General features: G+C 45.0%; 20 protein-coding genes. 7 read left to right on the top strand and 13 right to left on the bottom strand.

The features are described from left to right. Nucleotides 1–51: 51 nt before the first annotated feature. From ATB74_RS21330 to ATB74_RS21305, 5 genes are all read right to left on the bottom strand, one after another. A complete protein-coding gene (locus ATB74_RS21330) occupies nucleotides 52–1,338 on the bottom strand; it encodes an L-lactate MFS transporter (RefSeq protein ID WP_432215319.1) in 1,287 nt (428 codons plus the stop codon). A 92-nt stretch (nucleotides 1,339–1,430) separates the two neighbouring features. Continuing rightward, nucleotides 1,431–2,384: a PfkB family carbohydrate kinase gene (locus ATB74_RS21320; RefSeq protein WP_061019667.1), complete on the bottom strand. Its 954-nt coding sequence runs from the start codon at nucleotides 2,382–2,384 to the stop codon at nucleotides 1,431–1,433. Then, nucleotides 2,374–3,396, bottom strand: a complete 1,023-nt coding sequence (locus tag ATB74_RS21315) for an ADP-ribosylglycohydrolase family protein (protein ID WP_061019666.1) — start codon at nucleotides 3,394–3,396, stop codon at nucleotides 2,374–2,376. The genes ATB74_RS21320 and ATB74_RS21315 overlap by 11 nt, the downstream gene beginning before the upstream one ends. Nucleotides 3,397–3,471: 75 nt before the next feature. Continuing rightward, on the bottom strand, nucleotides 3,472–4,770 hold the full coding sequence (locus tag ATB74_RS21310) for a nucleoside permease (protein ID WP_061019665.1): 1,299 nt from the start codon (nucleotides 4,768–4,770) through the stop codon (nucleotides 3,472–3,474). A 339-nt stretch (nucleotides 4,771–5,109) separates the two neighbouring features. After that, nucleotides 5,110–6,273 (bottom strand): amino acid permease, encoded by a 1,164-nt coding sequence (locus ATB74_RS21305; RefSeq protein WP_060981059.1) that lies wholly within the window; start codon nucleotides 6,271–6,273, stop codon nucleotides 5,110–5,112. Nucleotides 6,274–6,768: 495 nt separating this feature from the next. On the opposite strand from ATB74_RS21305, the gene ATB74_RS21300 reads away from it, so the two are divergent. Together ATB74_RS21300 and ATB74_RS21295 are read left to right on the top strand one after the other, a co-directional pair. Beyond that, a complete protein-coding gene (locus tag ATB74_RS21300; RefSeq protein ID WP_061019664.1) occupies nucleotides 6,769–8,004 on the top strand; it encodes a MerR family transcriptional regulator in 1,236 nt (411 codons plus the stop codon). Continuing rightward, nucleotides 8,001–8,570 (top strand): GNAT family N-acetyltransferase, encoded by a 570-nt coding sequence (locus tag ATB74_RS21295; RefSeq protein ID WP_061019663.1) that lies wholly within the window; start codon nucleotides 8,001–8,003, stop codon nucleotides 8,568–8,570. Before ATB74_RS21300 ends, ATB74_RS21295 begins: the two co-directional genes overlap by 4 nt. Nucleotides 8,571–8,665: 95 nt before the next feature. Here the strand turns inward: ATB74_RS21295 and ATB74_RS21290 are convergent, their stop codons facing one another. The 4 genes from ATB74_RS21290 to ATB74_RS21275 form a co-directional block, all read right to left on the bottom strand. After that, nucleotides 8,666–9,838, bottom strand: a complete 1,173-nt coding sequence (locus ATB74_RS21290; protein ID WP_061019662.1) for a MalY/PatB family protein — start codon at nucleotides 9,836–9,838, stop codon at nucleotides 8,666–8,668. A 12-nt stretch (nucleotides 9,839–9,850) separates the two neighbouring features. Beyond that, nucleotides 9,851–11,314 carry a Na+/H+ antiporter NhaC gene (gene nhaC / locus ATB74_RS21285; protein ID WP_061019661.1) on the bottom strand — a complete coding sequence of 488 codons (1,464 nt, stop codon included), beginning with the start codon at nucleotides 11,312–11,314 and terminating at the stop codon, nucleotides 9,851–9,853. Nucleotides 11,315–11,459: 145 nt separating this feature from the next. Further along, nucleotides 11,460–12,464 carry a LacI family DNA-binding transcriptional regulator gene (locus ATB74_RS21280; protein WP_061019660.1) on the bottom strand — a complete coding sequence of 335 codons (1,005 nt, stop codon included), beginning with the start codon at nucleotides 12,462–12,464 and terminating at the stop codon, nucleotides 11,460–11,462. 119 nt (nucleotides 12,465–12,583) lie between these two features. Beyond that, nucleotides 12,584–14,011, bottom strand: a complete 1,428-nt coding sequence (locus ATB74_RS21275) for a PLP-dependent aminotransferase family protein (RefSeq protein WP_061019659.1) — start codon at nucleotides 14,009–14,011, stop codon at nucleotides 12,584–12,586. Between the two features lie 124 nt (nucleotides 14,012–14,135). On the opposite strand from ATB74_RS21275, the gene ATB74_RS21270 reads away from it, so the two are divergent. Continuing rightward, on the top strand, nucleotides 14,136–15,035 hold the full coding sequence (locus tag ATB74_RS21270) for a DMT family transporter (RefSeq protein ID WP_061019658.1): 900 nt from the start codon (nucleotides 14,136–14,138) through the stop codon (nucleotides 15,033–15,035). A 103-nt stretch (nucleotides 15,036–15,138) separates the two neighbouring features. Here ATB74_RS21270 and ATB74_RS21265 read toward each other — a convergent pair whose 3' ends face one another. Beyond that, the gene (locus ATB74_RS21265) at nucleotides 15,139–15,564 is read right to left on the bottom strand and encodes a DUF3010 family protein (protein ID WP_017069797.1); all 426 of its coding nucleotides are present in this window, start codon (nucleotides 15,562–15,564) and stop codon (nucleotides 15,139–15,141) included. Nucleotides 15,565–15,824: 260 nt separating this feature from the next. Here ATB74_RS21265 and ATB74_RS21260 point away from each other — a divergent pair, with 260 nt between their 5' ends. Continuing rightward, complete coding sequence (locus ATB74_RS21260; RefSeq protein ID WP_061019705.1) at nucleotides 15,825–17,462, top strand: methyl-accepting chemotaxis protein; 1,638 nt, start codon at nucleotides 15,825–15,827, stop codon at nucleotides 17,460–17,462. Between the two features lie 153 nt (nucleotides 17,463–17,615). Here ATB74_RS21260 and ATB74_RS21255 read toward each other — a convergent pair whose 3' ends face one another. Then, nucleotides 17,616–17,963: a DUF3316 domain-containing protein gene (locus tag ATB74_RS21255; RefSeq protein ID WP_061019657.1), complete on the bottom strand. Its 348-nt coding sequence runs from the start codon at nucleotides 17,961–17,963 to the stop codon at nucleotides 17,616–17,618. 262 nt (nucleotides 17,964–18,225) lie between these two features. On the opposite strand from ATB74_RS21255, the gene ATB74_RS21250 reads away from it, so the two are divergent. After that, nucleotides 18,226–19,095 (top strand): LysR family transcriptional regulator, encoded by an 870-nt coding sequence (locus ATB74_RS21250; protein ID WP_060981068.1) that lies wholly within the window; start codon nucleotides 18,226–18,228, stop codon nucleotides 19,093–19,095. 116 nt (nucleotides 19,096–19,211) lie between these two features. Here ATB74_RS21250 and ATB74_RS21245 read toward each other — a convergent pair whose 3' ends face one another. After that, nucleotides 19,212–20,873, bottom strand: a complete 1,662-nt coding sequence (locus ATB74_RS21245; RefSeq protein ID WP_061019656.1) for a methyl-accepting chemotaxis protein — start codon at nucleotides 20,871–20,873, stop codon at nucleotides 19,212–19,214. A gap of 276 nt (nucleotides 20,874–21,149) precedes the next feature. Between ATB74_RS21245 and ATB74_RS21240 the strand changes: the two genes are divergently transcribed. Then, a complete protein-coding gene (locus tag ATB74_RS21240; protein WP_060981070.1) occupies nucleotides 21,150–21,662 on the top strand; it encodes an RNA methyltransferase in 513 nt (170 codons plus the stop codon). An 87-nt stretch (nucleotides 21,663–21,749) separates the two neighbouring features. Continuing rightward, nucleotides 21,750–22,589, top strand: a complete 840-nt coding sequence (locus ATB74_RS21235) for an SGNH/GDSL hydrolase family protein (protein ID WP_060981071.1) — start codon at nucleotides 21,750–21,752, stop codon at nucleotides 22,587–22,589. A gap of 80 nt (nucleotides 22,590–22,669) precedes the next feature. Here ATB74_RS21235 and ATB74_RS21230 read toward each other — a convergent pair whose 3' ends face one another. Continuing rightward, entirely contained in the window at nucleotides 22,670–23,434 is a 765-nt protein-coding gene (locus ATB74_RS21230; RefSeq protein WP_060981072.1) for a DeoR/GlpR family DNA-binding transcription regulator, read from the bottom strand. Nucleotides 23,435–23,437: the final 3 nt, after the last annotated feature.

The following is a 23,437-nucleotide window of genomic DNA, read 5'->3' as shown; positions in this document are numbered from 1 at the left end:
GTGAAATCTGAGGGCGAAACAAAGATTCCGCCACTCAGAGGTTTTATTGAGTTAGCTTGAACGTTCCAACTGATAACTTGAAGTCGATTCTTTATCGATACATGGCTCTGTTGAAATGGGCTTTACTCGGAAGGTCAGTACTGTCGCGATGCTCACCAAGACCGCACATGTCAAATAAGCGATTGAGTAACTGCCGTACCAATCCACCGATATTGCCGCAAGGATAGGGCCGATAAAGCCGCCAATCCCCCAAGCGGTATAAAGCACGCCGTAGTTGGCACCGAAGTTCTTCAGGCCGTATAAGTCCGCCATGATTGAAGGAAACACGGCTAATAAAGTACCGTATCCAACGCCAGCCAAAGCTGCACCGACCATCAGAGTAGGGCTAGAGACAAACTGACTGAACAACAACATATTGATGGTTTGCAGCCCAAGTGCGATAGCTAACGTTTTTAATGCGCCAATCTTGTCGCTCAATAATCCTGATACCAATCGACCTGCCGAGTTAAATATCGATAAGGTCACGATCAAATAAGCACCCTCTAAGATATTGGCTTGTTCTGCGGCAATTGAAGTGATGTTGGCGATGATCATCAAACCCGCGGCCGCGCCAAAAGCGTAAGTGAACCACAGTTGGTAGAACTGTTTGGTTGCGAGCATCTCTTTCCACATGTAGTTGCGGCTCGGCTTTGAAACGGGCTTGGAGGAATCCGACTCTGATGAGCGAGCTTTGGGTTCATACCCAGCTGGTGGATTTTTGATCGAACAAGCCAATGGGAAAGCGATCAGTACTAGCCCTACACCTAACGCGCGTAAGCTTTGATCTAACCCAATAACAGATATTAGATAGCTAGTTAACGGAGCCAAGTAGATAGCAGCAAGACCGAATGCAGTCGCGAGCAACCCGTTGACCATGCCTTTTTGTGAAGAGTGAAACCACTTCATCGCGGTTGGATTCAAGCACGCATAAGCAAATCCGATACCCGCACCAGTGACCAAACCAAAGCTGATATTTAGGTTCCAAGGGGTTAAGGAGAGGCTTGCTAAGATCATTCCAGAACCAGCCATTAAGGAGCCAACCATTAATACTTTTTGTGGGCCAATTTTGTCCTGAATACGGCCTGCAATCAGAAGCGCCAATGAAAGGGTGATGATGGTGATGGTGTAAGGCATTGAGGCTTGAGTGTTGCTCCAACCAAGGTCCAAAAGAGAGTTTTTAAATACACTCCAGGTATAGAGAACGCCGATGCAGAGGTTGATTCCACAACTCGCGAGCAGAATCCTAGTAGCTTTGTTATTTGCATTAGAAAAACGGTTCATAACAGAAGAGTGACTCATAATAGAAAGGCCAAAAAGCTAGGTAAAATAAAGATAGGCGTAACAAAAAGGCCCAGTAATACTGAGCCTAATGTGTACATGAGGAACAAGGATTAGTATTGATTGAGGTAGTCAGTTATCTCAGCAACACTAGGAGCACAATCGCCACCTACATGGCTCACCACATAAGATGCAACCGCATTACCTAACAAAATTGCGTCAGGCAGTTCCCAGCCAGAAACTAAGCCTGCTAATACGCCGCCTGCATGAGTATCTCCCGCGCCGATCGTGTCAACCACGGTTGCTTTAAATGGTGCAACATTTCCGTAGCCATCTTGCGTGGCGAACAGAGCACCATCGCTATCGATGCGTAAAATCAGCGGGCAGCCATAATGGTTATGCCATTGCTCAACAAAGGTGTTGATGTCTTGCATACCCAGTACTTCGGCTTCTTGGCGATTCAAAGAGATGGTTGGTTTCAGCTTGATTAGGCGCTCAAACACGGGCTTAGGAATATCTCCAATGCGAGGACCAAAATCGATGAACAGTTCAACGCCGCTTGGCAGTGTTTCAAGCCAGCTAACGATCTGCTCTCCACATGCTGAAGATAATTGGTAACCCGAAAGGTAGACGATTGCATCGTCTTGAAGATCCAACTGCTCAAGTGCTTGTTGATTCCAATTGTTCTCAACACCGCTAACAGATAGGAAGGTACGTTCACCATCGGGTTCTACTAGCGCTAAACACCAGCCGTTGTCGCCACTTGGATCTTGTAGGCTACTTGTCAGGCCTTTCTCAGCCATTGCAGCAGTAATGATATCTGCCCATTTACCTTGACCAATTGGCAGGGCATTAACGGAGTCAACACCGAGCTTTTTCAAAGCAATGGCGATGTTGAGAGCGCAGCCGCCGACATGAATGCCTTTCTCGATTAACTCGACATCTGTACCACGTTTCGGTAGCGCAGGTGTCTCTGTCACGATATCGACCACGGCAGCGCCGATTAGGCACAATTGTCGTTTGTTTTGTAGAGTTGGAATCAGCTGAATCAAAGAACTATGAGGCATACCCTTGCTCCTTAATCTCTCTTAAGCGCAGGAAGGAGGCTGCGTAACCTGCAAAATCGAGTTGGTTTTCGTCATCGAGTTGCTTCTTCAACTCGATATCAATCGATTGGATGCCATTCAGTGCCCCACAAATTGCCGTTGCCATCGCACCAATCGTATCGGTATCGCCGCCTAAGTTGGCACAAAGAATTGCACAGCGGTTAGGGTCGGTTTGTGCGAGTTCAACCATGGCGATAGCAGCCGGAACCGACTCAATCGTACTTACGCCTGCACCGACTAAGTTGTAGATTTTTTCCATGCGCTCTTCAACGCCACTCTTTTCTGAAGCCACCATAAGAGCAAGCTCAATACGAGCGCCCATTGAAGCACTGAAGGTGGTGATGTTCTTAGTTTGTGCTGCGTTAGCAACCGCAGGTAGTTGGTCTTTAATTGCGCTCCAGCTGTGTCCTTCAATCGCTTTCGATACAGACCAAGCAATCGCAACCGCACCCGCAATCGCTACGTCTGACTTATGGGTTGGGCTTGAAGCCAGTGCGACTTGGTCGATAAAAGTGTCTAGGTTGGTGGTTGGAACAAGGCAGCCCATTGGCGATACACGCATTGCAGCGCCGTTGGTCACACCGTTGTTTTCAAGCTCATTAATTGAAGTACCTTCTTTAATCGCGCGCATTGCGGCTTTCGAGCTTGGGCCAAAAATGTTTTTATTGAAAGCATCGAAGCCTTCAGCCCAGTTTAATACGTTGCGAGCAATGATCTCTGGTGAGATCTCACCGTCGCATTCGATGATAGCGTCAGCAAGAGCCAGCGCCATTGAGGTGTCATCCGTGAACTGGCAAGCATCGAAGTAACAAGCGGCATTGTTTTCAGCAGGCCCTGGCAGGAATGAGTCAATCCAACCAAAGTGCGCTTTTACTCGGCTTCTTGGCCAAAGCTCTGATGGCATTCCCATCGAATCACCCAGTGCTTGACCATAAAATGTGCCTAAAATTCTGTCTTGTTTTGAAATGTTCATCTTACTTCACCAAAAATAGGTTATCTAAAAGCTGCTCAGTCAGAAGCTAGGGGGAGAGACTGAGCAGGTAAAAAATTACGCTTGAGCTTTTTCTACTTGAGTCTGCTCTGATGCGTTTCCATCTGATTTGTTGTTGATATTAATCTCTTTGATCTCACCGTTTGGTTCACGGAAAAAGTACGTGAAGATAACGAGGATGATGGCGATCATGATGGCACCGAAGCCCCACATACCTGCCCAATCAAATGTCAGACCATTCTGTGGTTCGTCGTAAGCAAACATCTTCTCCATTAACACACCACCTAAGCGGTAACCCAGCAAGCTACCAATACCTTGGCAACCCAATGTGATAAGGCCTTGCGCTGCGGTACGCATGTGTTTAGGCGCTTTTTTGTCGACATAGATGTAAGCTGTTACGAAGTAGAAGTCGTAGCTCACACCGTGTAATAGGATGCCGGCGAATAGCAGTGAATATAGGTACCAAGTGTCTGCGCTGCCGTAGACGAAGAAACCGTAGCGAACTGCTGCCGTAAAGAGACCAAGTAGTAATACCTTCTTAATACCAAAGCGTTTGGTGAAGAAAGGTAGTGCCAGCATAAAGAAGATTTCAGAGAATTGACCTAGCGTCATCCAGCCAGTTGCATTACTCATACCCACTTCGGTTAGGTAGCCGTTTGCAAAGATGTAGTAGAACGCCAGCGGCATGCTAAACATGAAAGAACAAACGAAGAATGCTAAGAAGTTTTTGTCTTTCAGTAACACGATAGCGTCTAGGCCAAGCATCACTTTAAGGTTTAATTTACCGGTACTTTTTGGCGGTGTGTCTGGCAGAGTCAGTGCGAAGATGCCCAGTGCAGCCGAAGCGAGAGCCGTCAGAATAAGCGGGATATTGCTTGATGAGATATCACCGTAACCCAACCAGCCTGGTAAGAAACCAATCGCGATACCAGAAGCAATCCAGCCGATAGTACCCATTACACGGATACGCGGGAAGTCACGTTCTACATCTTCTACATTAGAGAAAGCAATGCTGTTGGTCAGTGCGATCGTTGGCATGTAGGTTAGCGAGTACAACAGAAGTATTGGAAAGAAGGTGGCAAACTCGGTTTGTTGAGCCGCTAGGTACATTAAACCTGCACCCGCCAATAACATCACAGAAAGTACTTTCTGCGCAGCGAAGAAGCGGTCGGTGATTGATCCGACTAAGATCGGCGAGATGATCGCGGCAATTGCACTGCATGCGTAAGACCATGCGATCTCCGTTGGCGTAAAGCCATTGGTATTAAGTATTTGCCACAAGGGAACAAACCATGCTCCCCAGATAAACCATTCAATGAACATCATTGAAGACAGTTTGAAGTTATTCGATTTCATTATTATGTCCTTTAGTACTGTAGGGTACGCGAGTGATGGTATTTCAAAAGATAGTACCAATACAATACCAATGAGGTTGTTTTGTGATCTAATTATCAGATGTGTCAACAATAGATCTACTGTATATGATCATAGGACATGGTGTTTTGAACTGGGCTTGAGATCGAAAAACTAGGGGATACTGTTCTAAGCGATTGTTTCTATTTACGTAGTTTGAAAGGGAGAGTGAATGTGGGCAAAGTGCGGGGAGGGGATATATTAACAAGAACATCAGGCACAAAAAAAGAGCAGCCAAAGCCGCTCTTCTTGGTATCTTTTAGGTCTATGATCGAGTGTTGGTTACCCCATAAACCAAGATACGAAAATTAGCGCCCCAAAGCCGAATGTTGCCATCAATGCCGTGTCGCCACCGGCTGCGGTATAGCTGCCTTCAGCTTGTAGGTGAGGGAAGTCAGGTCTACGAACTTTAACTACCATTGCGAGTGGGCCCCAGATAGCTAGGAACACCAGCACCATACCTGCGTAGTCCAACATGCTTACAAACTGGCTAGCGAACAGCTCTGCCAATACCAAAGGCAAAATGAAGGTCAGCGCATAAGCCAACGCTTTGTTGTTGGTCACTGCATCTTTGTTTTGGTCGTAAAGCGCCATAGATACACCAAGGAAAGAGGTCACTAACGCTAGAGCTGAGAACAGTGCAATCACTACTTTTAGCCAAGCAGATTGCCCGCTAAAGGCAGAGATCAACTCAGATATATTGTGGAACTGGCTGATCGCATCTGTGCCAAGGTTACCGATAATCGCGAATAACCAAGTTAGGTAGCACACTAGCGGGATCACAGAACCTAGCAAAATCATATTGCGGATCTGCTTTTGAGTGGCTTCTCGGTTGTAGATAACCAGTGACGGGATCACCACCATAGAGGCAAAGCTGGTAAAGATAACCGCGCTGTATTGCACTACGTCATTAGCCGTGTATTGGCTAGTCTGAGTCAGGTAATCAAGGCGAATATTGCTAAATAGAGAGGCGATAACAATAAACAGCATCACAACCATCAAAATGAATAGACCGCGATTCAGTTTGTCGATATACGATTTGCCCGAGACTACTATAACGCCCATTAATAGACTGAAAATGGTATAGGCAACCGATGTAGAGATATCGATACCTACATCAAGTAAGAGCTTATGGATGATATCACCGACGCCCAAGATATAGGCGATCAACATACATACCAGCAGCAGGTAAAAGAGTGCATTGATAAAATGTTTCCCTTTGCTGCCCAGAGTTAGGTAAGCAACACTGCTCATGCCACTGTTGTCTTTGGTTTTTGTACACGCTTCTGCCAGCAGAAGTGCAGAGTAGGTGGTGCCAATAAAGATAAGTAGCATCAGCACCGAGCTGATCATGAAGCCAAATTGGGCCAACACCATTGGGATGGCTAACATACCAGCCCCTAATGCAGTTCCTGAAAGGATTAGGGAACTGCCGAATAATTTCATATTCAAGAAAAACAACCTCTAGCTATCCAATTAGTTTTTATTTGGATTGTAAATATTTGTTGCCAAGCCTAACAAATTACTCAGTAAAATTAGGGGTTAATTTCTAATAAATTTTGATTTTTTATAAAAAAGTTACGAAGAGATTGTTGTTTGTTATTAGTGCGCTCTGTATGTATTCGCCTGGTGATTTTATTTAGCGCTTGGTTAACATTTATTAATTGTTGAACGATTTAGAAGTCGATCCACTTAGCTAGTAAAAAGTATGTTTTTTGAGTGGTTTGTTTTTATTTCATCAAGTTCATATCTTATTTGTCTAAGTCTGGTTGGGTAATGTCGGTAACTAGCCTTCTATGGTTGAAAGACGTACTTAGAGACCTTTCCAATTTAAGCTTAAGGGCGGGAAACTAGGAAAAGAGGGGGCATGAAGTATAATTTCGTATTGACCTGACTATAGCTTCATAGTTTACCTTATAGATAGAAATGAGGGAGAAGTGCATGTATCGCATATCTGAATTAGCTGAACTTGTTGGCCTGAGTCGCTCCACATTGTTGTATTACGGCAAGCTAGGTTTGATTGAGGCTCAACGCCAGAGCAATGGTTATCGCCTTTATTCTGAAAAGGATCTGCAGCGTGTTCGTTTGTTACAGCAACTGCAAGCGGGCGGGCTAACGCTTAAAGAGTGCCAAGCCTGTTTAGATGCAAAGATAGAACGTAGTTTGTTGGAAAATCGTCTTAAGCAACTGGACGAAGAGCTCGTGCAAAAACAACGTTCACGAGATTTATTAGCGGCAATGCTGGGTGAGAGCGGCTTAGAAGAGTGGCATGAGTCGATGGACAAGATTGCGCCAGATGCACACCTCGATTGGTTAATTAAGCAAGGTTTTGATGAGAAACAGGCGCTGAGATTGAAGTGGTTATCGAAAGACATGAATGAACATGAACAATATATGGCGGATTTTGGCGCCATCTTCGAGGGTTTAGAGCGCTTAGGACCAGGAACTGCTGAAGATACCTTAGAGGCGTTGGTCAAAGTGCCTAGTTCACCGGAACAGGTACTTGAGATTGGTTGTGGCAAAGGCATTGCAACAACTGTGTTAGCGAGAGCTATTAAAGAACATCAAGCGGATGTGCAGATAACAGCGGTAGACAACGATCAACCTAGTTTAGATATTCTGACTCAGCAAGCACAGGCTCTTGGCTTAGAAAGCCATGTCCAAACCGTTTGCGCGAGTATGATGGATCTACCGTTTGAAGCGAAGTCGTTTGACTTAATTTGGTCGGAAGGCAGTGCCTACATCATGGGTGTCCAGAAAGCACTTAAACAGTGGCGGAAGCTCCTTACCGATGATGGCATCTTGGTCGTGAATGATTTGGTGTGGAACACAGAGAACCCAAACGAATCTATCAAAGCGTTCTGGCAAAAAGAGTATCCAGACATGACGACGGTCTCTGAGCGTATTGAGCATGCAAAGGCGGCCGGTTATAAAATCTTGGATGACTTTGCTATGAGCGATGCCGGTTGGCTTGCTTATTATCAGCCTTTGCAAAAGCAAGTGGAAGCACTAAAAGTAACGATGCCGAGTTCGAAAGCGCTCGCAGATTGCGACAATGAAATTAAACAATTCATCAATAATAGCAGGCTTAAGAGTGAACTTTCGAAGGGTTCCCAAAGCTCTGCTGAACGTGATTTTGATTATCATTTTTTTGTATTGAAGAAAGTACATAAGTGAATAACACCATGAAATTTAGACTACATAGTTCAGACGAAAGCGAAACGATCACTCAAGTTTTTACCCAAACCTTTACCGATGCAGAAGGTGAGAGCGAAGGTAAAACAGTGGGTAAGCTTGCCTACGATCTTTTAACGACTACGGATTCGACAGAGCTACTTTGCTTTGTTGCTGAAGATGATTCTAGTGAGTCAGATACGGATAGCACGATTATAGGCGCGATTATCTTTACACCACTTTCATTTGACGATGAAACGAAGGCATATTTGCTTTCACCAGTAGCGGTGAGTACTCAGGTTCAAAAACGTGGTATTGGCCAAAAGCTGATTAACTTTGGTTTACAGGTTCTTAAGGAGCAGGGCGTTGAACTTGCTGTGACATACGGTGACCCTAGTTACTATTCAAAAGTTGGCTTTGGGCAAATTACCGTTGAGCAGGTCCCTGCGCCATTTAAATTGAGTTTCCCTCACGGTTGGTTGGCTCAGTCGTTGATTGGCGGTGAAGTTAAAGTAACAAGTGAAAAATCGAATTGCGTTAAAGGCTTGGCTCATGCTGAATATTGGTAGTTGCTTGAAATAAAAATTGAGAAGTAGAGAAAGCCCAATAGGTCCTTCCTATTGGGCTTTGTTGTATTGATCGGATTAAGTAATTTGATTGCCTATTAATTGGCGTTTAATGCTGCCTTAAGTCGTACCAATGCATCATCTAATACTTCAGCAGGACACCCTAGATTCAAACGAATAAACCCAGAACCTTCCTCGCCAAAGGCACATCCCATACTCGGAACAATGCCAGCGGCAATGATCTTTTGTTCAAGCTCAGTATCACTTAGTTTCAGTGCACGGCAGTCAAGCCATGCAAGGTAAGTCGCTTCGGGTTTTGTGAAACGAATATGAGGCAACTCTGTTTTTACGAATCCACTCAGCGTTTCTATGTTGTCTTGTAGATACTGTTTTAAGTCCGCTAACCAAGCTTCACACTCTTGATACGCAGTGGTCGCAGCGGACATTGATAGGTTGTTGAAGCAATCCATGCCATGAGCATCCAAACGGCGAACAAACTGCTCTTTCAATTCTGCATTTGGAATGATGAAGTTAGAGATCCTTAATGATGACAAGCCAAAAGTTTTACTGGCCGCAGTCGCCACAATAAGTTTGTCGGTTAGCGAACTTGGTAGTTTCAATGTTGAATGGAATATGTTGGATGCTAGCGCTAGGTCGCTCCAAATTTCATCACTGATTAGCCATACACCGTGTTTTTGGCAAAGCTCGGCAACTTGCAGGATCTCTGGTTCGCTCCATACTCGGCCTGTTGGGTTGTGTGGGTTGCAGAAAATCAACGCTTTGGCGCCACTCGCAAAGCAGTCTTCCAAATGTGCGAAATCAAGCTGGTAATGACCTTCTGATTCAATCAATGGGTTGTTCAACACCTTACGATCATTCAGTTCGATGATCTTACGGAATGAACCGTAGCCCGGGCTTTGAATAACGATTTGGTCATTCACTTGTGTGAGCATTTGCAACGCCATAGCAATACCGGGCAAAACACCGTGTACCGTGGTGATCCACTCTCGTTTGATTTCTGTTTGATGTTGGTTTTTAAACCAATCAATAGCGGCTTGGTAGTAGTCGTCTTGACGTTCTGAGTAACCAAAAATACCATGCGAAATATCTTGAGCTAAGCGATCTAATACTTGTTGAGGTGCTTGGAAATCATAGTCAGACACCCACATTGGCAGCAACTCGGTGCCTTCTAAGCCAAGCTTCTGCTCCATAAAGTCCCACTTTACCGATCCTGTATTTCGGCGGTTAATCGTATTGTCGAAAGAATTCATAGGATGTGAGCCTTATTTAGTACTGTGAGCTAGAGAAGTTTCTACGGAGTTTTCTGACTGTTCAGGCTTTGCGCGTGCAATACCAAACCCAGTGAAGCCATAAATCAGAGCGAAAACGACACCGGTGTAACATTGGATTGCCCAAGGTAGGTAATCTAGCGTCGCAACACCTAGCGTGCTTGCCATGTAAATACCTGCCGCAGTCCAAGGAACCAGTGGTTCGATGATTGTGCCTGCATCTTCGATGGTTCTAGATAGGTTTTTGGTGTCGAGTCCCATCTTGCGGTAAGCGTTTTGGAACAGTTCACCTGGAATAAGAAGTGCTAATTTACCGTCAGAGGTCGTGAAGACGACTGTGATGGTTGCAATCACAGTTGATGCGATAAGTTGGCCTGTTGAGTGGATGAGATGTAGGAATCGACCCAGTACCACATTCAACGCGCCCGTCAGGCTTAAAATACCAGCGAAAGAGAAGGCACAGAACACCAGTAGAATGGTGCTCATCATTGAGAACAGCCCACCACGGTTAAGCAGTTTTGATACGTCTGGGATTAGCCCATCAGTCACTGTTCCTTTTGCTTCAAACAATGAAACATTGAAGCCGTTGACATAAGCTTGGAAGCCTTGTTGTAGAGAGAATCCTTGTAAAACCATTCCCAGTACAATCGCTAGTGCTGAAGCTCCTAACATTAGTGGTAGAACGGGTTTCTTAGTTAATGCACCCCATAGGATCATAACTGGTGGGATGATAAGGAGGATGCTGAAGTTATAAAGGCTATCTAGCCCCGCAAGGATTTGCGTTACTTTCTCTGGCTGACCAATGTTTGCTACATCAGCGCTTTGTCCTGCAAAGAAGAAGACAACAGAAGCAATCACAAACCCCGGTAGTGTTGTGTAAAGCATGTGCTGAATGTGTTCGTACAGCGTGGTGCCTGAAACGACAGGCGCAAAGTTTGTTGAATCAGAAAGAGGCGATATCTTGTCGCCAAAGTAAGCACCAGATACAACAGCACCCGCTGCGGCAGCAAGTGACACGTCTAAGCCTGCCGCAACCCCCATCAATGCAACACCAACCGTACCTGCAGAACCCCATGAAGTACCAGTACATACCGAGACGATAGAAGTTACGAAGAATGCGGCGATCAGGATGTATTCAGCACTGATGACTTTAAGCCCCCAGTAAACCATGTATGGGATGGTGCCGCTGATCATCCAGCTGGCAATGAGGCCGCCTACGGAAACTAAAATCAAAATGACGGGCATGGCTTTAGCAAGTTTCTCAACAATGGCGTTGATGATGTCATCCCAGTTATAGCCCATCTTCCAAGCAATGCATGCAGTGAAAGTTGCAGAAATCAGTAGTAGCACTTCAATGCGAAGTCCTAAAACACCGTATCCAATAGCAAGCAACGCAAACATAACGGCTATAGGTGCTAGAGCTAATCCGAACGATGGTAGAGGCTTTGAGTTATTCATATTTGTTGTCCTCAGGTGAATGTAGGGTTTGTTCGGAGTGGATAATAAGTGGGCTCTAGCATTGAAAGTGAGACTTCAATACTGTTTTCATGTAAGCGGTTACATGAGGTTCGTACATGAGATTTCGGTCACGTTTTGTCTAATTTTAGCGCTTGATTGGCTTAACGGTCTGCCTTTCAACCAAGGTTGTTTCGAATTTATGTTGTGTTGGCGGTACGTAACCCGCTGACTTTAACTTAATTGCGAGGTTGGCTGCGTAGGTCGACATTTCATCAATAGGATTGTGCATTGTGGTTAATCGAGGATAAAGGTAGCGAGCGAGTAAGACGTCATCAAAGCCGATCACCGAAATATCGTTGGGTACAGAGATACCTTGGTCTTGCAGGCTGGTCATTAAGCCAGCGGCCATCACATCATTAAAGGTGACAGCTGCGGTAACCTCAGGGCATTGGCTTACTAAGATGTCACCTGCCGCTTCACCGCCTGACTCACTAAAGTTTTGGCTGATGATCCAGTTGGGATGTATTTCTATATTGGCCGCTTTCATCGCTTTTCGATAGCCTTCCAATCGATCTGTTCTGTCTTGAATGGGCAGGTCGCTGGACACATAAGCTATTTTTCTGTGCCCAAGCTTGATCAGGTGTTGCACTGATACTTGAGTGCCTAGTCTATTGTCTACCCATACTGAGCGGTTCGATACTTGGGCGATGGTGCGGTTGAGCAGTACCATCGCGGGTAACTGAGCGGTGTAGCGTAATAGCGTCGCGTCATCGAGCATTTTTGAGTGAACCACCATCGCCTCGCAGCCTTGGCTGATAAGAAAGTCGAGACCTTCTTTCTCGCGCTGAGCATTGTGGCCGCCGCTAACTACAACCAGTTGATAGCCGTTGGTGCGGGCAACTTCTTCAACACTTTTTGCAACCAGTGCAAAGAAAGGGTCAGCCAAATTGCCGGTTAATAAACCTAAGGTGTTGCTACTTCGATTCGCCAGAGCGGTTGCTCGTGCATCACGATGGTAATTAAGTTCTTTGATTGCTCGTTCTACACGTTCTAACGTGATTGGTTCGACATAGCAGGTGCGGTTCATTACTCGTGAAACGGTTGCTGTTGAAACTCCGGCAAGTGCCGCTACATCTTTGATAGTTGCCACGTCGGACTCCGCTAGGCATAGAAAGGCTGCGAGTGTAGCGAATCTTTGCTGTTGAAAATGTTAATAAGGTCAAACCTTATTCATGATTATCACGGTATATAGGGCAGGCCTGACACTTTCTAGTGTGTATGCCTGGCGATTATATTCGCTAGTGCCACAACCCCTTCTTTCCACTCTTTGCTCTCTTCAATATTGGCGACAGTGAAGCGAAGGCAATGTTTATATTGGTCATTCGTCCCAAACACTGTGCCGGGTAAAATCCCCAGCTTATGCTTTAAACAGTCTTGATAGATCGCGTAGCTATCGACTGACTCAGGCAGTGTTATCCAGTTTAAAAAAGAGCCTTCAGGTCTTGATAAGTGGTAGCGCCCGACAAGGTGAGGGTGGCCATCCAATGCTTGAATCAAAAGGCTTTGGAATTGCTTTTGATTGGTTTGGTAAAGCCGTTTCATTTTCGAAAGGTGACTGCGGTATTTGCCTGTGGTGAGGAACTGCCCCACCGCCGATTGCATCAGGTTTGAGCTGCCCATGTTGTCACATAAAAGGTACTTTTCGACTAAAGGTTGGTAGCGCCCGGACAGCAACCAACCGATTCGCAAGCGTGAGTCTAAGGTTTTAGACAGTGAGTTGACGTAGATAACTCTATCTTGATCATCAAGCTCTTTGAGGCTGGCAATTGGTGCGTCAAACGCTAAGCTACCAAAAACATCATCTTCGATAATCGGCAAAGATCCGGTTACCTCCAACAAGGCTTTTCGATTAGCACGAGGCATTCTAGAACCTGTCGGGTTGGTAAAGTTTGGCGTTAGCAGTAAGGTTGTCACTTCCCATTTGTCTAACGCGCTCTGTAGTGATGGAATATCAATACCGTGGCTAACACTGCTTGGAATTTCAAGGGCTTGCAAGCCAAGCGACTCAAGTAAAAGTAGATTACCGAAGTAACATGGCGACTCGACGGCCACTATGTCGCCGGGCTTGGTGAGCGCACGCAGAGCCAGGCTGATCGCCTGTTGAGCACCATGAGTAATCGCAATCTCTTTCGATCCCGCAGGCACACCAAGATCATGGGTGATCTTTAACAATTGCTTTACTAACTGCTCGTCTCCAGGAGGCAGTTGGTAATAACCGGGAAGCTGAGTTTGCAAACGACTATGCCGACCGATTTCGGCGTACAAGCTACGAATCGCAGGGTTGTTGATGTTCGGGTGTGCTGAGCCTGCCAACAACTTCAGACGACCTTTTGGACGAGAGAGTACAGACTTGGTGACCGACAACAGGTCAACTTTTTGAGGTTGGTTTGGCGAATCCCAGCTTGTGGTGTTGGGGGCTTTCACGCGATAGCCAGATTTAGGTACTGAATAAACCCAGCCTGTCGCTTCCAGTTCTTGGTAGGCACGAATCACGGTATTTTTACTCACGCCAAGCTGTTCGCTTAATTGACGAATTGAGGGAAGGCGATCGTCTGGATGAAAGAGTCCTTTATCGATCTGAGCTTTAATATGTTGTTCGGTCGCAAGGTATTTATTGCCGCTGAGTTCTGCTTCCACGTTTTTCTCCCTCGTTGCTCACTCTCAATCTGTAACCATTTAAAGTGTTATATCTGTATCTTTATTAGTTATCTGTACCCAACTAAGGTAACAGCATTGATGAAGAGTTGACCAGAGGTTTGTAATGCTGATTAAAATGATTCCGTTTGTGTTTGTAATATTGTGGTCGTCAGGCTTTGTTGGCGCACGTCTTGGTGTGGAATACGCCGAACCCGCAACATTACTTTCACTGAGGATGGTAGCCAACGTGGCGCTGTTCTTGGTTTTGATTGCAATCCTTAAGCGTCGTATCCCACGTGGTCGAGCATTCTTCCACGCTTGTGTGGTCGGCATCTTGATTCATGGTTTCTACCTTGGTGGTACTTATCTAGCAATTGATATGGGTATGCCTGCCGGGTTAAGTTCTTTACTTGTTGGCTTACAACCGATTCTCACCGCATTAATTATGATTAGCTGTACTTCGCAGCGTTTTAATTTCGCACAATGGCTGGGCTTAGCGCTTGGTTTTGCGGGTATCAGTTTGGTGTTGATGGGCAATATTGAATGGCAGTCAGACGATCAAAAAGGCTTGGCAACATTATTGTGTTTGGTTTCTTTGGTGGGTATTACCTGCGGCACTCTGTATCAGAAGCGCTTCTGTCAGGGGACAGATATGGTCGGCGGTGCGATGGTCCAATATTTGGCTTCTGCTGCTCTGTTTCTACCGTTCGCAATGCGCTACGAAACGATGCAAGTGAACTGGACTGTAGAATTCACGTTGACTCTAATCTGGCTGGTGGTAGTTCTGTCTTGTGTTGCCATCCTATTATTGCTGTACATGGTAGAGCACGGCGCTTCTTCAAGTGTGGCATCGGTGTTTTATCTGGTTCCGCCAACGACAGCAATCCAAGCTTGGCTCATCTTTGGGGAATCGTTCGACTTCTACGGGGCAATGGGTTTTGCGTTGTCAGCAACAGCTGTGTATTTGGTGGTGAGGAAGCCGGAATGGGTTAAGGCTCGTGGGCGAATAGCGTTAGAGCGGTAGTTTGTATACCAAACTAATTCTACTCAAAGCTGATGACTAGAAACAAAAAAGAGCCTGAATATTCAGGCTCTTTCTGTATCAAATATTGGCTAGCGACTTTTGATTAGCGCTTCATCAAGCAAGCGTATGCCGTAGTAAACGGCGCTTCTTGGTATTGTTTAAGGCCAGTTTCTTTGAACTTCATCATTAGAGGGTTACGTTTAAGGCTCTCTTTGATGTCAGCTGGTGATACAACGGTTACGTCTAGGCCGTCGATCAGTTGAATTGCAGCTTCTAGTTTGAAACCAAAGCCACCGCCAGCAAATTTGCCTTTAGTTTGGCGCTGACGAATTACAACTTTATCTACTTGGTAATCTTCCATTAACTTTGCAAAAGAGAATTGAAAGTCTTTCATATTCTGTGTGTCGTTTGCGTCGCTAATTGAAACTTTAGAAACTCGGCAATCAGGAATGTTAAATACACCATCTGATAGAGAAAGAAGACAGATGACTGCATCGTTACCTTTGATTTCAACACCACAAATTTTCATGTTCTTACCTACTTATTTTAGAGCCCTACATTATGGTGTTATTTCTCACACTTCTCCAGTATTTGCGCATACTCAGCGGAAAATAAGTCTAAATCAGAGCATACCCTAACGTTTGAGAGTTAACCTCTGGTTGAATAATCACCACGAAAATTAACGACATCGTTTGCTATGAGATAGGGCTCACAAATCCTTAGTGAGATTGCATATGTGTGCTGTATATTGCGCGCGCATCCCTATTTGAAGTGTGGTTATTAATCCCAATGAATATCAATAATCTTTCGATTAAGAGTAAAATCGCGATCCCGCTGTTGGTGATTGTGATTGTTTTTTCTACCGTTACTGTGCTCAACGTTATCAGATCAAATGCTCAAGCTGCGATTAATAACGAGCTCAATAATGTGGTTCAGCCAGTGCTAGATAACCTAGAAGATGGCTACCGAGATATCTACCAGATTATCGCTTCGGCACAAGGTCTGTTGCTTGCTAAAGACCAAGCGGCGATCGAGTACCAAAAGTTTGAATTTAAAGACAACGCTTACAAAGCGGTTCCTCGTTTTCAAAGTGTTGAAACCTTATATCAAGCGGGCGTGTTGGATCCATCTTCACGTGGTGAGTTATCAAAGCTTGTTAATGCGATGAGCAAGTGGGTGGCACTGCACGAGCCAATGTTCGCTGATCCAGCAAACGCAGACCAATACAATATTGATTACTCAGCTGCATTAGATGCTGAGTTTGCAACTATTCGTAAGCAACTTCGTGATATCCGAACTCTGATCGAACTGAAGCAGAAAGAGCTTCGTCAACAAGCCGATGACTCTATTGAATCAAGTAAGTTGATCATAGAGGTGGGTATGGCGGTTGCTATCTTAGCGGCGTTGTTTGCGATGTGGTTGTCGAATCGTTTTATTGTTCGTCCAATTCAAAATGTCGAAAAAGCGATGAGCGAGATTGCTTCTGGCGACGGCGATTTATCACAGCGTATGCATGTTGAGGGCAATGACGAAATTGCACGTTTGAGCTCTGCGTTTAATCAATTTGTCGGTAAGATTCACGTGACAGTTGAGCAAGTTATCTTAGCGTCAAATGCGGTACGTTCAGAGATGGAAAACATCAAATCATTGACTCAAAGTGTTGCTCTTTTCTCTGCTAATCAACAACAAGAAAGTGAAGTAGTGGCTGCGGCAGTACATGAAATGCAAGCGACCAGTGAAGTGGTCAGCGGTAACGCATTAGATGCGGCCACAGCAAGCAATGTAGCAAACCATGAAGTGGAATCTGCGGATACTACATTAGGTTTAACCGTCACTTCAATTGAGCGTTTAGCGCAAGATATTGAAAATGCGGGTGGTGTGGTTCAAGAGTTGGATACCGATGTGAAGAACATCGCTTCTATTTTGGGGGTTATCAAAGGCATTGCAGAGCAAACCAATTTACTGGCATTGAATGCGGCGATTGAAGCGGCACGTGCGGGTGAACAAGGTCGTGGTTTTGCGGTTGTGGCTGATGAAGTTCGTGCGCTTGCGAGCAAAACTCAAGACAGCACCGGTGAAATCCAATCAATGATTGAACGCTTAGAAGTGGGCGCGAAACACGCGGTTGGCGTGATGACTGAAAGCAAAGTGAGTGGCGAGAAAACCATTGTTCAAGCCGGAACGGCGGCGTCTTCCTTGAGTGAGATTCGTAACTCAATTGGCAAGATGAATGAGATGAACACGCAGATTGCCACAGCGGCTTCCCAGCAATCTCAAGTGTCGGAAGAAGTGAATCAAAACGTCCAACGTATCGCAGAAAGCACCGTGCAAATGGTAGAGATGGCGAGCAGTGCTGAGAACGCATGTATGGCGTTGGCAGAACAGTGTGAAGTGCTTGATAGCCTTGTTTCTCAGTTTGAAGTTTAGTTTTCAAAGCTAGACAGAGGAATATGAGCTGATACTGGTTGTTCGTTTGAATTCCATTAATCAGCGCTGAACGACAAAAAAGCCCGTGCTCAATGAGTACGGGCTTTCTTTTAGATACTAGGTCGGTTTTGAGACCTAATTAATCGTTCGGTATTAGCTGCTACGGCCGTCTTTATATGTGTAACGGTAGTCAACTTTTACGTTCGCTTGGTAGTGGGTGTCGCCGCTCATGTTAGTGATTTTCTTCACTTCCATATTCGCATCATCAATCTTGAACGAATCGTATTTGGTTGTTTGTTGGAACTGTGGCAGTTTTCTTGAAAGCTCAAAAGGTGTTTTTGCGCTTAACTCATCCATAAGGTTCGTGCCTGCATCGTATGCTTCCGCTTCAGTAACAAATGTATCAGATTTTAGCGTTGTTTCTTGAATCGTTGTTTTAGTTGCTGCAAACGCTGTAGTGCTGAGGACAAGAGTTGACGCAAGTATGATTAATTTTTTCATAGGAGTACCTTACTTTATTGAAGTACCTGTGTTCCGGTACAGAACCAACTTACCAATTAAGTGGTTGGATGAGTGTCAGAGGAAAATACGATTTTGTTAGTGTTCGGTAAGGAGTTTTGAGAAATGTCAGGTATCGGTTGGCGTTATTTTAATCAGCTGTGGCTGGCGAATATTTATGTGTAGCGCATATCAAGCAAGGTGACACTGATATATATCTTCAATACACTGTATGGGTAACCATCGTTAAACATAGGGTAAAAGTATGGCCAATTGGGAAGGGGTAAGTGAGTTTGTTGCCGTGGCGGAGCGTGAAAGCTTTACGGGAGCGGCGCAGAAGCTTGCTACGTCAGTTGCTCAAATCAGCCGAAGAGTGGCTAACTTAGAAGAGCGCCTAGCGGTCAAACTATTGAATCGAACTACACGTAAAGTCTCTCTAACTGAAGCCGGACAACTTTATTACCAACAATGTAAATTATTGGTTGAAGGATTAGAAATTGCTGAGCTTGCTGTTACTCAAATGCAATCCACCCCAAAAGGGCTTTTGAAAGTCACGGCACCAGTGACTTATGGTGAACGTCAACTGGCTCCGATTCTGCATAAGTTTTTAAAACTGTATCCGCAAGTTGAACTAGAACTTATGTTAACAAACCAAAAGCTTGATCTTATCGACTCAGGTGTTGATGTAGCAATTCGTCTCGGTCGATTAGAAGATTCTAGCCTCGTAGCCAAAAAGCTATCTCAACGACAACTTTATGTGTGTGCTAGCCCTGAGTACATCGAACGCTATGGTGAGCCTCATACACTCTCGGAGTTGAGTAACCACCAATGTCTAGTGGGTGGCTTTGAGCATTGGCGTTTTAAAGAAAACAAACGCCCACGAGCAGTGCGAGTTAATGGACGTATCAAGTGCAATAGTGGTTTGGCTTTGCTAGATGCAGCCAAGCAAAGCATCGGTTTAGTGCAATTACCAGAATATTATGTGAGTGAAGACCTTGAGTCTGGTGAGTTGGTTGAAGTGTTATCTGATTATCGTGATGACAAAGAGGGTATCTGGGCACTTTATCCACAGAACCGTAACTTATCTTCTAAGGTGCGCTTGCTGGTGGACTTCCTTTCTGAGCAGTTGGATTAGTTTATGACTTAAAGCTTCCACCGATAAAAAAAACGGACTTCAGAATAGAGATTCTGAAGCCCGATTACTTTAGAGAGGGTAGCTTTGAACGTTGAGGAGTGTTCACCTGCTCGACATTAGACTGTGAAGCGATCCACCAAGTGGTAGAGCTCATTGGCACGACTGTTGAGGTTTTGGCTACCTGCACGGTTTTGATTAGCTAATGAAGCCGATTGTGAGCTTTGATCCGAAATCACCACAATGCGCTGAGATATTTCTTGGCCAACAATATTTTGTTGCTCTGTCGCCGTCGCAATCAGTGAGTTCATGTCCATGATCGTATCAATCGATTCTTGGATCTTCGCCAGTGCTGTGGCTGCGGCATTCGCTTCTTCTACGGTTTGAGCACTTCTATTCTGGCTCGAGTCCATTGCTTTTACGGCTGCGTCTGAGGCGGCTTTTAGTTGCTGAATCATTTTGTGGATGTCACCCGTGCTTTCTTGAGTTCGGCTAGCAAGCTTACGAACCTCATCGGCTACTACCGCAAATCCACGCCCTTGCTCACCTGCACGTGCAGCTTCAATCGCGGCATTCAGGGCTAGCAAATTCGTTTGTTCTGCAATGTCTTGAATGACCGTCAGTGAAGACGAGATGTTTTGTACATCACCTTCTAGTTTTGATACCACAGTGTTTGCTTCTGATACTTCGCTAGCGAGACCAGCAACAGAATTAGCCGCGGCATTAACAATTTGTTGAGCTTCTTTCGCGTTGTTTTCTGCTTGCTTCGCAGAGTCTGCCGCCTGGCTTGCATTGCTTGAGATCTCTTGTGCTGTTGTGGTCATCTCGGTCATTGCCGTTGCAACCTGTTCTGTTTCTTCACGTTGGCCTGTGGCGATCTCATCGACCTGAGCAGCGCGAGAAGACATGCTGCTGGTTTCTGCGACGACTTGCTGACCTACATCGCTCACGCTGCGGATGATGGTTTGTAGGCTAGCAACGAAGGCGTTGAAGTTATCGCTGAGCCTAGTGAACTCAGGGGCTTTGAAGTGTTCCATGCGAGCGGTTAAGTCAGCTTCGCCACTCGCGAATGCACTAATCGAACGGTCAAACTGCTCAAGTGGCTGCATGATGGTACGGTTCACAGCAACAGCAAACGCTGCGACAATAAGGGCAATCAATCCGCAGAAAATCGCGATAGCAGTCAGGGAACTTTGTAGTGCTGCATTTGAGCTCTCTTTCATTTCTGCAATAACAGCGTCGATGTCATCGGTGTAGAAGCCAGTACCAAGCATTAAGTCCCACTGCGGAACAAATACTGAGTAGCTGAGTTTTGGTAACGCGACAGATTGGCCCGGTTTCGGGAAATAGTAAGTCGTAAATTCACCCAATTTTGAGTTCTTGATCAGGTCTCGGATTAGGTAATTACCTTGCTTGTCTTGGAGGTCATAGTAGTTTTTACCAATACCATCGTTACTTTGCCCGACAACGACTCGAACACCTTTCGAGTCATAACCAAAAATATAACCAGACTCTCCATATTCAAGCGTTCTTAATGTTGGCAAAGCTTCTTCTAATGACGCGCCTCTATCCAAAAATGGGCTGATCGAAGAGTAAGCCATTTGTAGGTATGCTTTGAGTTCCTTTTCTTTCATCGCCATCATATTGCTGCGCGTCGATTCTACTTGTTGTGCGGTTAGCTCAGTGCTCTTCATATAAGTCACGCTCATCATCCCAATTGCCATCAGCAACAAAGGAATGAAAGAGAGAATATAAAGGCGGTTTTTGATGGTTAGGGTCATGTCACGCTTCCTGTGTGATTGTCTCATGCAATTTTCAATACATTATTAATGTGGTTTCAAAATGTAAATGGCCTTGTTGTTTAATTGTTACTATAAAACGTTTTTGTTTTATAAATATGATGACGGTTAGGTTTTTTCAGCGCGAAGCCTTGCAACTAGGGGCTTAAAAGCACAATGGAACCATTTGTTTCGACGCTTTTGAATTCGACGTTGCTTTGGTAGAATGCGACGCTTTGTAGCACCCAGCTATGTCTATTCGTTAAGTGAGAAAGATTCATGAACAAAAGCCATGTGACTATTGGTTTAACTAACCCAAAGAGCCCGACAAATGTTGGTGCTGTTATGCGCGCAGCTGGTTGTTATCAAGTCAACGAAGTTAAATACACAGGGCAACGCTACGAAAAAGCCGCTAAATTCCACACTGATACCAAGAGTGCAGCACGCACTATCCCGCTTACAGGTGTCGAGTCGTTTTTAGATAACCTTGACGAAGAAACTAAGATTGTATGTGTGGAGCTGGCTGAAGGTGCAACACCACTGCCGCACTTTAAACACCCTGAAAATGCTATCTATATCTTCGGCCCTGAAGATGGTTCTATTTCTCAAGATGTCGCCGATAGAGCGGATCACGTCGTGTACGTACCAACAGTTGGTTGCATGAACTTGGCTGCGACGGTTAACGTGTTGCTTTATGATCGCCTTGCGAAATCCGATGAAATGGATGAAAGCAACGAGTTAATTAAAAAGAGCCGTGATAATCGTAATCACCTGCTAATCAAAGAAAAGTAATTCTCTGCTTCTAGTGTTATCTATCCCGTACGCAATCGGATATTATCTTGAGTTCATCACCAGATAATTGAAGGGTTAGATAACACCATGGAAGACAAGCAATTACTTGCCGCGCTGCAGCAACACCCTGTCCTCGATCTATATCAGTTATTCCAAGCAGTTGGTCAAAACCGCTCCCTGTACGTATTGTTAGAGAGATTATCTTCCCTTAAAGAACACCACCAACTGAGTACACGTCTCAGTCCTTTTAAGCCTCATATCGAAGGGTTGTTGGCTCAATTTGATAGCACCACACCGGACAGTGACATCCTCAAGGCAGTCGCTCTTCAGTCTGAGATTCAACAACGAGGCCACAGCATGAGTCGTTACATCATGACATCTGACAACCATCGTCATTTTTCTCCAAACGCAGATTTAGTGATGTTTGGTGACTCGATCACCGAGTGGGCTCCGTGGGCAGATATTTTCCGTGATGTCTCAATGGTCAATCGTGGCCTAGCAGGCGATACCACAACGGGGATGTTGCGCCGCATTGATACCACGTTGAATGTGAAGCCAAAGCTGGTGTGCTTTATGGCTGGGATAAACGATTTGGCTCAGGGGTATGATGTTGAACATATCTACCAGAACTACATTGATATGCTTGAAGTGTGGCAAGAAAACGATATTCGAATCTTGGTGCAATCAACGCTTTATGTTGGCTCTAAACTGCAAGGGTTAAACCCGTTAGTGGGACTGCTCAATAGCAAAATAAGCGAGTACTGCGATCAGCAAGGTATCGCGTTCCTAGATGTGAATTCAGTATTGTCGCCGCATGGACTTCTTTCTAATGAATACTCGTGTGATGATTTGCATTTGAATGCCAAGGCTTATCAAGCTTGGGCTGAGGTATTAACACCGATGCTAGATAAGTGCCTCCATGAATAGCTTAATGTCAGTTCGTACATACTGTTGATACTAAAAAGCTCCCTTTATTTGGGAGCTTTTTGAAGTATAGGACGACCAAGCTATTCAGGCTGACACACTTCAATGAGAATGTTGTCGTGTTGAAGGTTTTTAGCTAGCGTGTTCGGTAATGCTTTGTCGGTAAATAGCGTTGTTGCTTCGCGAATATGGCAAAGTGCTATTGATCCTTTGGGTACGAATTTGGTTGAGTCAAGTCCAACGTACATGTGTCGAGCAGACTTCATGACAGTTTGTACTAACTCTGTTTCATTGAGATCATACTCGAGCAGAGTACCGTCGGTATCGAGTGACCCTGCACTGGTTAGTAGATAGTCAAAACGGAACTTCGAGATAAAATCGATAGCCTCTGTGCCGACAATCCCCCCATTTGACGCCTTTACTTTACCGCTTGGTATCAACACATCAAATGATGGATTTGAGTGTAGGATATTCGCAACACGTAAGCTATTCGTAATGACCTGTAAGTTATTCTTCTTTAATAGATGATTAGCGATAGTTTCAGCTGTTGTACCAATAGTGATGAAGATAGTCGAATTATCTGGGACTAACTCAGCAATACATTTCGCAATTGCGTTTTTCTCGTCAGTTTCAGCGCTTCGGCGTAGCTCGTAGTCCAAGTTTGTTTTACTTGCTGGTGAACTTGCACCGCCGTGATGACGAATCAACAGCTTATCATCACTGAGCTTTTTGATGTCTCGGCGAATAGTTTGGGTAGAGACATTTAGGCTTTCCGCTAAATCTTCAACGGTGTAGTAGCCTTCATCGATAACTAACTTTAGTAATTTATCTTGTCTAGGATTAGTCATACT

This window comes from Vibrio splendidus, from assembly GCF_001557875.1.
GTDB classification, from domain to species: Bacteria; Pseudomonadota; Gammaproteobacteria; order Enterobacterales; family Vibrionaceae; genus Vibrio; species Vibrio splendidus_F.
This window is presented reverse-complemented; position numbering and strand designations above follow the sequence as displayed.

Coding starts and splice junctions, on each gene's coding strand:
- ATB74_RS21250 (WP_060981068.1), top strand. CDS start 18,226: ATGGCCAATTGGGAAGGGGTAAGTGAGTTTGTTGCCGTGGCGGAGCGT.
- ATB74_RS21330 (WP_432215319.1), bottom strand. CDS start 1,338: ATGAGTCACTCTTCTGTTATGAACCGTTTTTCTAATGCAAATAACAAA.
- ATB74_RS21300 (WP_061019664.1), top strand. CDS start 6,769: ATGTATCGCATATCTGAATTAGCTGAACTTGTTGGCCTGAGTCGCTCC.
- ATB74_RS21290 (WP_061019662.1), bottom strand. CDS start 9,838: ATGAATTCTTTCGACAATACGATTAACCGCCGAAATACAGGATCGGTA.
- ATB74_RS21245 (WP_061019656.1), bottom strand. CDS start 20,873: ATGACCCTAACCATCAAAAACCGCCTTTATATTCTCTCTTTCATTCCT.
- ATB74_RS21240 (WP_060981070.1), top strand. CDS start 21,150: ATGAACAAAAGCCATGTGACTATTGGTTTAACTAACCCAAAGAGCCCG.
- ATB74_RS21265 (WP_017069797.1), bottom strand. CDS start 15,564: ATGAAAATTTGTGGTGTTGAAATCAAAGGTAACGATGCAGTCATCTGT.
- ATB74_RS21270 (WP_061019658.1), top strand. CDS start 14,136: ATGCTGATTAAAATGATTCCGTTTGTGTTTGTAATATTGTGGTCGTCA.
- ATB74_RS21315 (WP_061019666.1), bottom strand. CDS start 3,396: ATGAACATTTCAAAACAAGACAGAATTTTAGGCACATTTTATGGTCAA.
- ATB74_RS21320 (WP_061019667.1), bottom strand. CDS start 2,384: ATGCCTCATAGTTCTTTGATTCAGCTGATTCCAACTCTACAAAACAAA.
- ATB74_RS21305 (WP_060981059.1), bottom strand. CDS start 6,273: ATGAAATTATTCGGCAGTTCCCTAATCCTTTCAGGAACTGCATTAGGG.
- ATB74_RS21255 (WP_061019657.1), bottom strand. CDS start 17,963: ATGAAAAAATTAATCATACTTGCGTCAACTCTTGTCCTCAGCACTACA.
- ATB74_RS21230 (WP_060981072.1), bottom strand. CDS start 23,434: ATGACTAATCCTAGACAAGATAAATTACTAAAGTTAGTTATCGATGAA.
- ATB74_RS21260 (WP_061019705.1), top strand. CDS start 15,825: ATGAATATCAATAATCTTTCGATTAAGAGTAAAATCGCGATCCCGCTG.
- ATB74_RS21235 (WP_060981071.1), top strand. CDS start 21,750: ATGGAAGACAAGCAATTACTTGCCGCGCTGCAGCAACACCCTGTCCTC.
- nhaC (WP_061019661.1), bottom strand. CDS start 11,314: ATGAATAACTCAAAGCCTCTACCATCGTTCGGATTAGCTCTAGCACCT.
- ATB74_RS21310 (WP_061019665.1), bottom strand. CDS start 4,770: ATGAAATCGAATAACTTCAAACTGTCTTCAATGATGTTCATTGAATGG.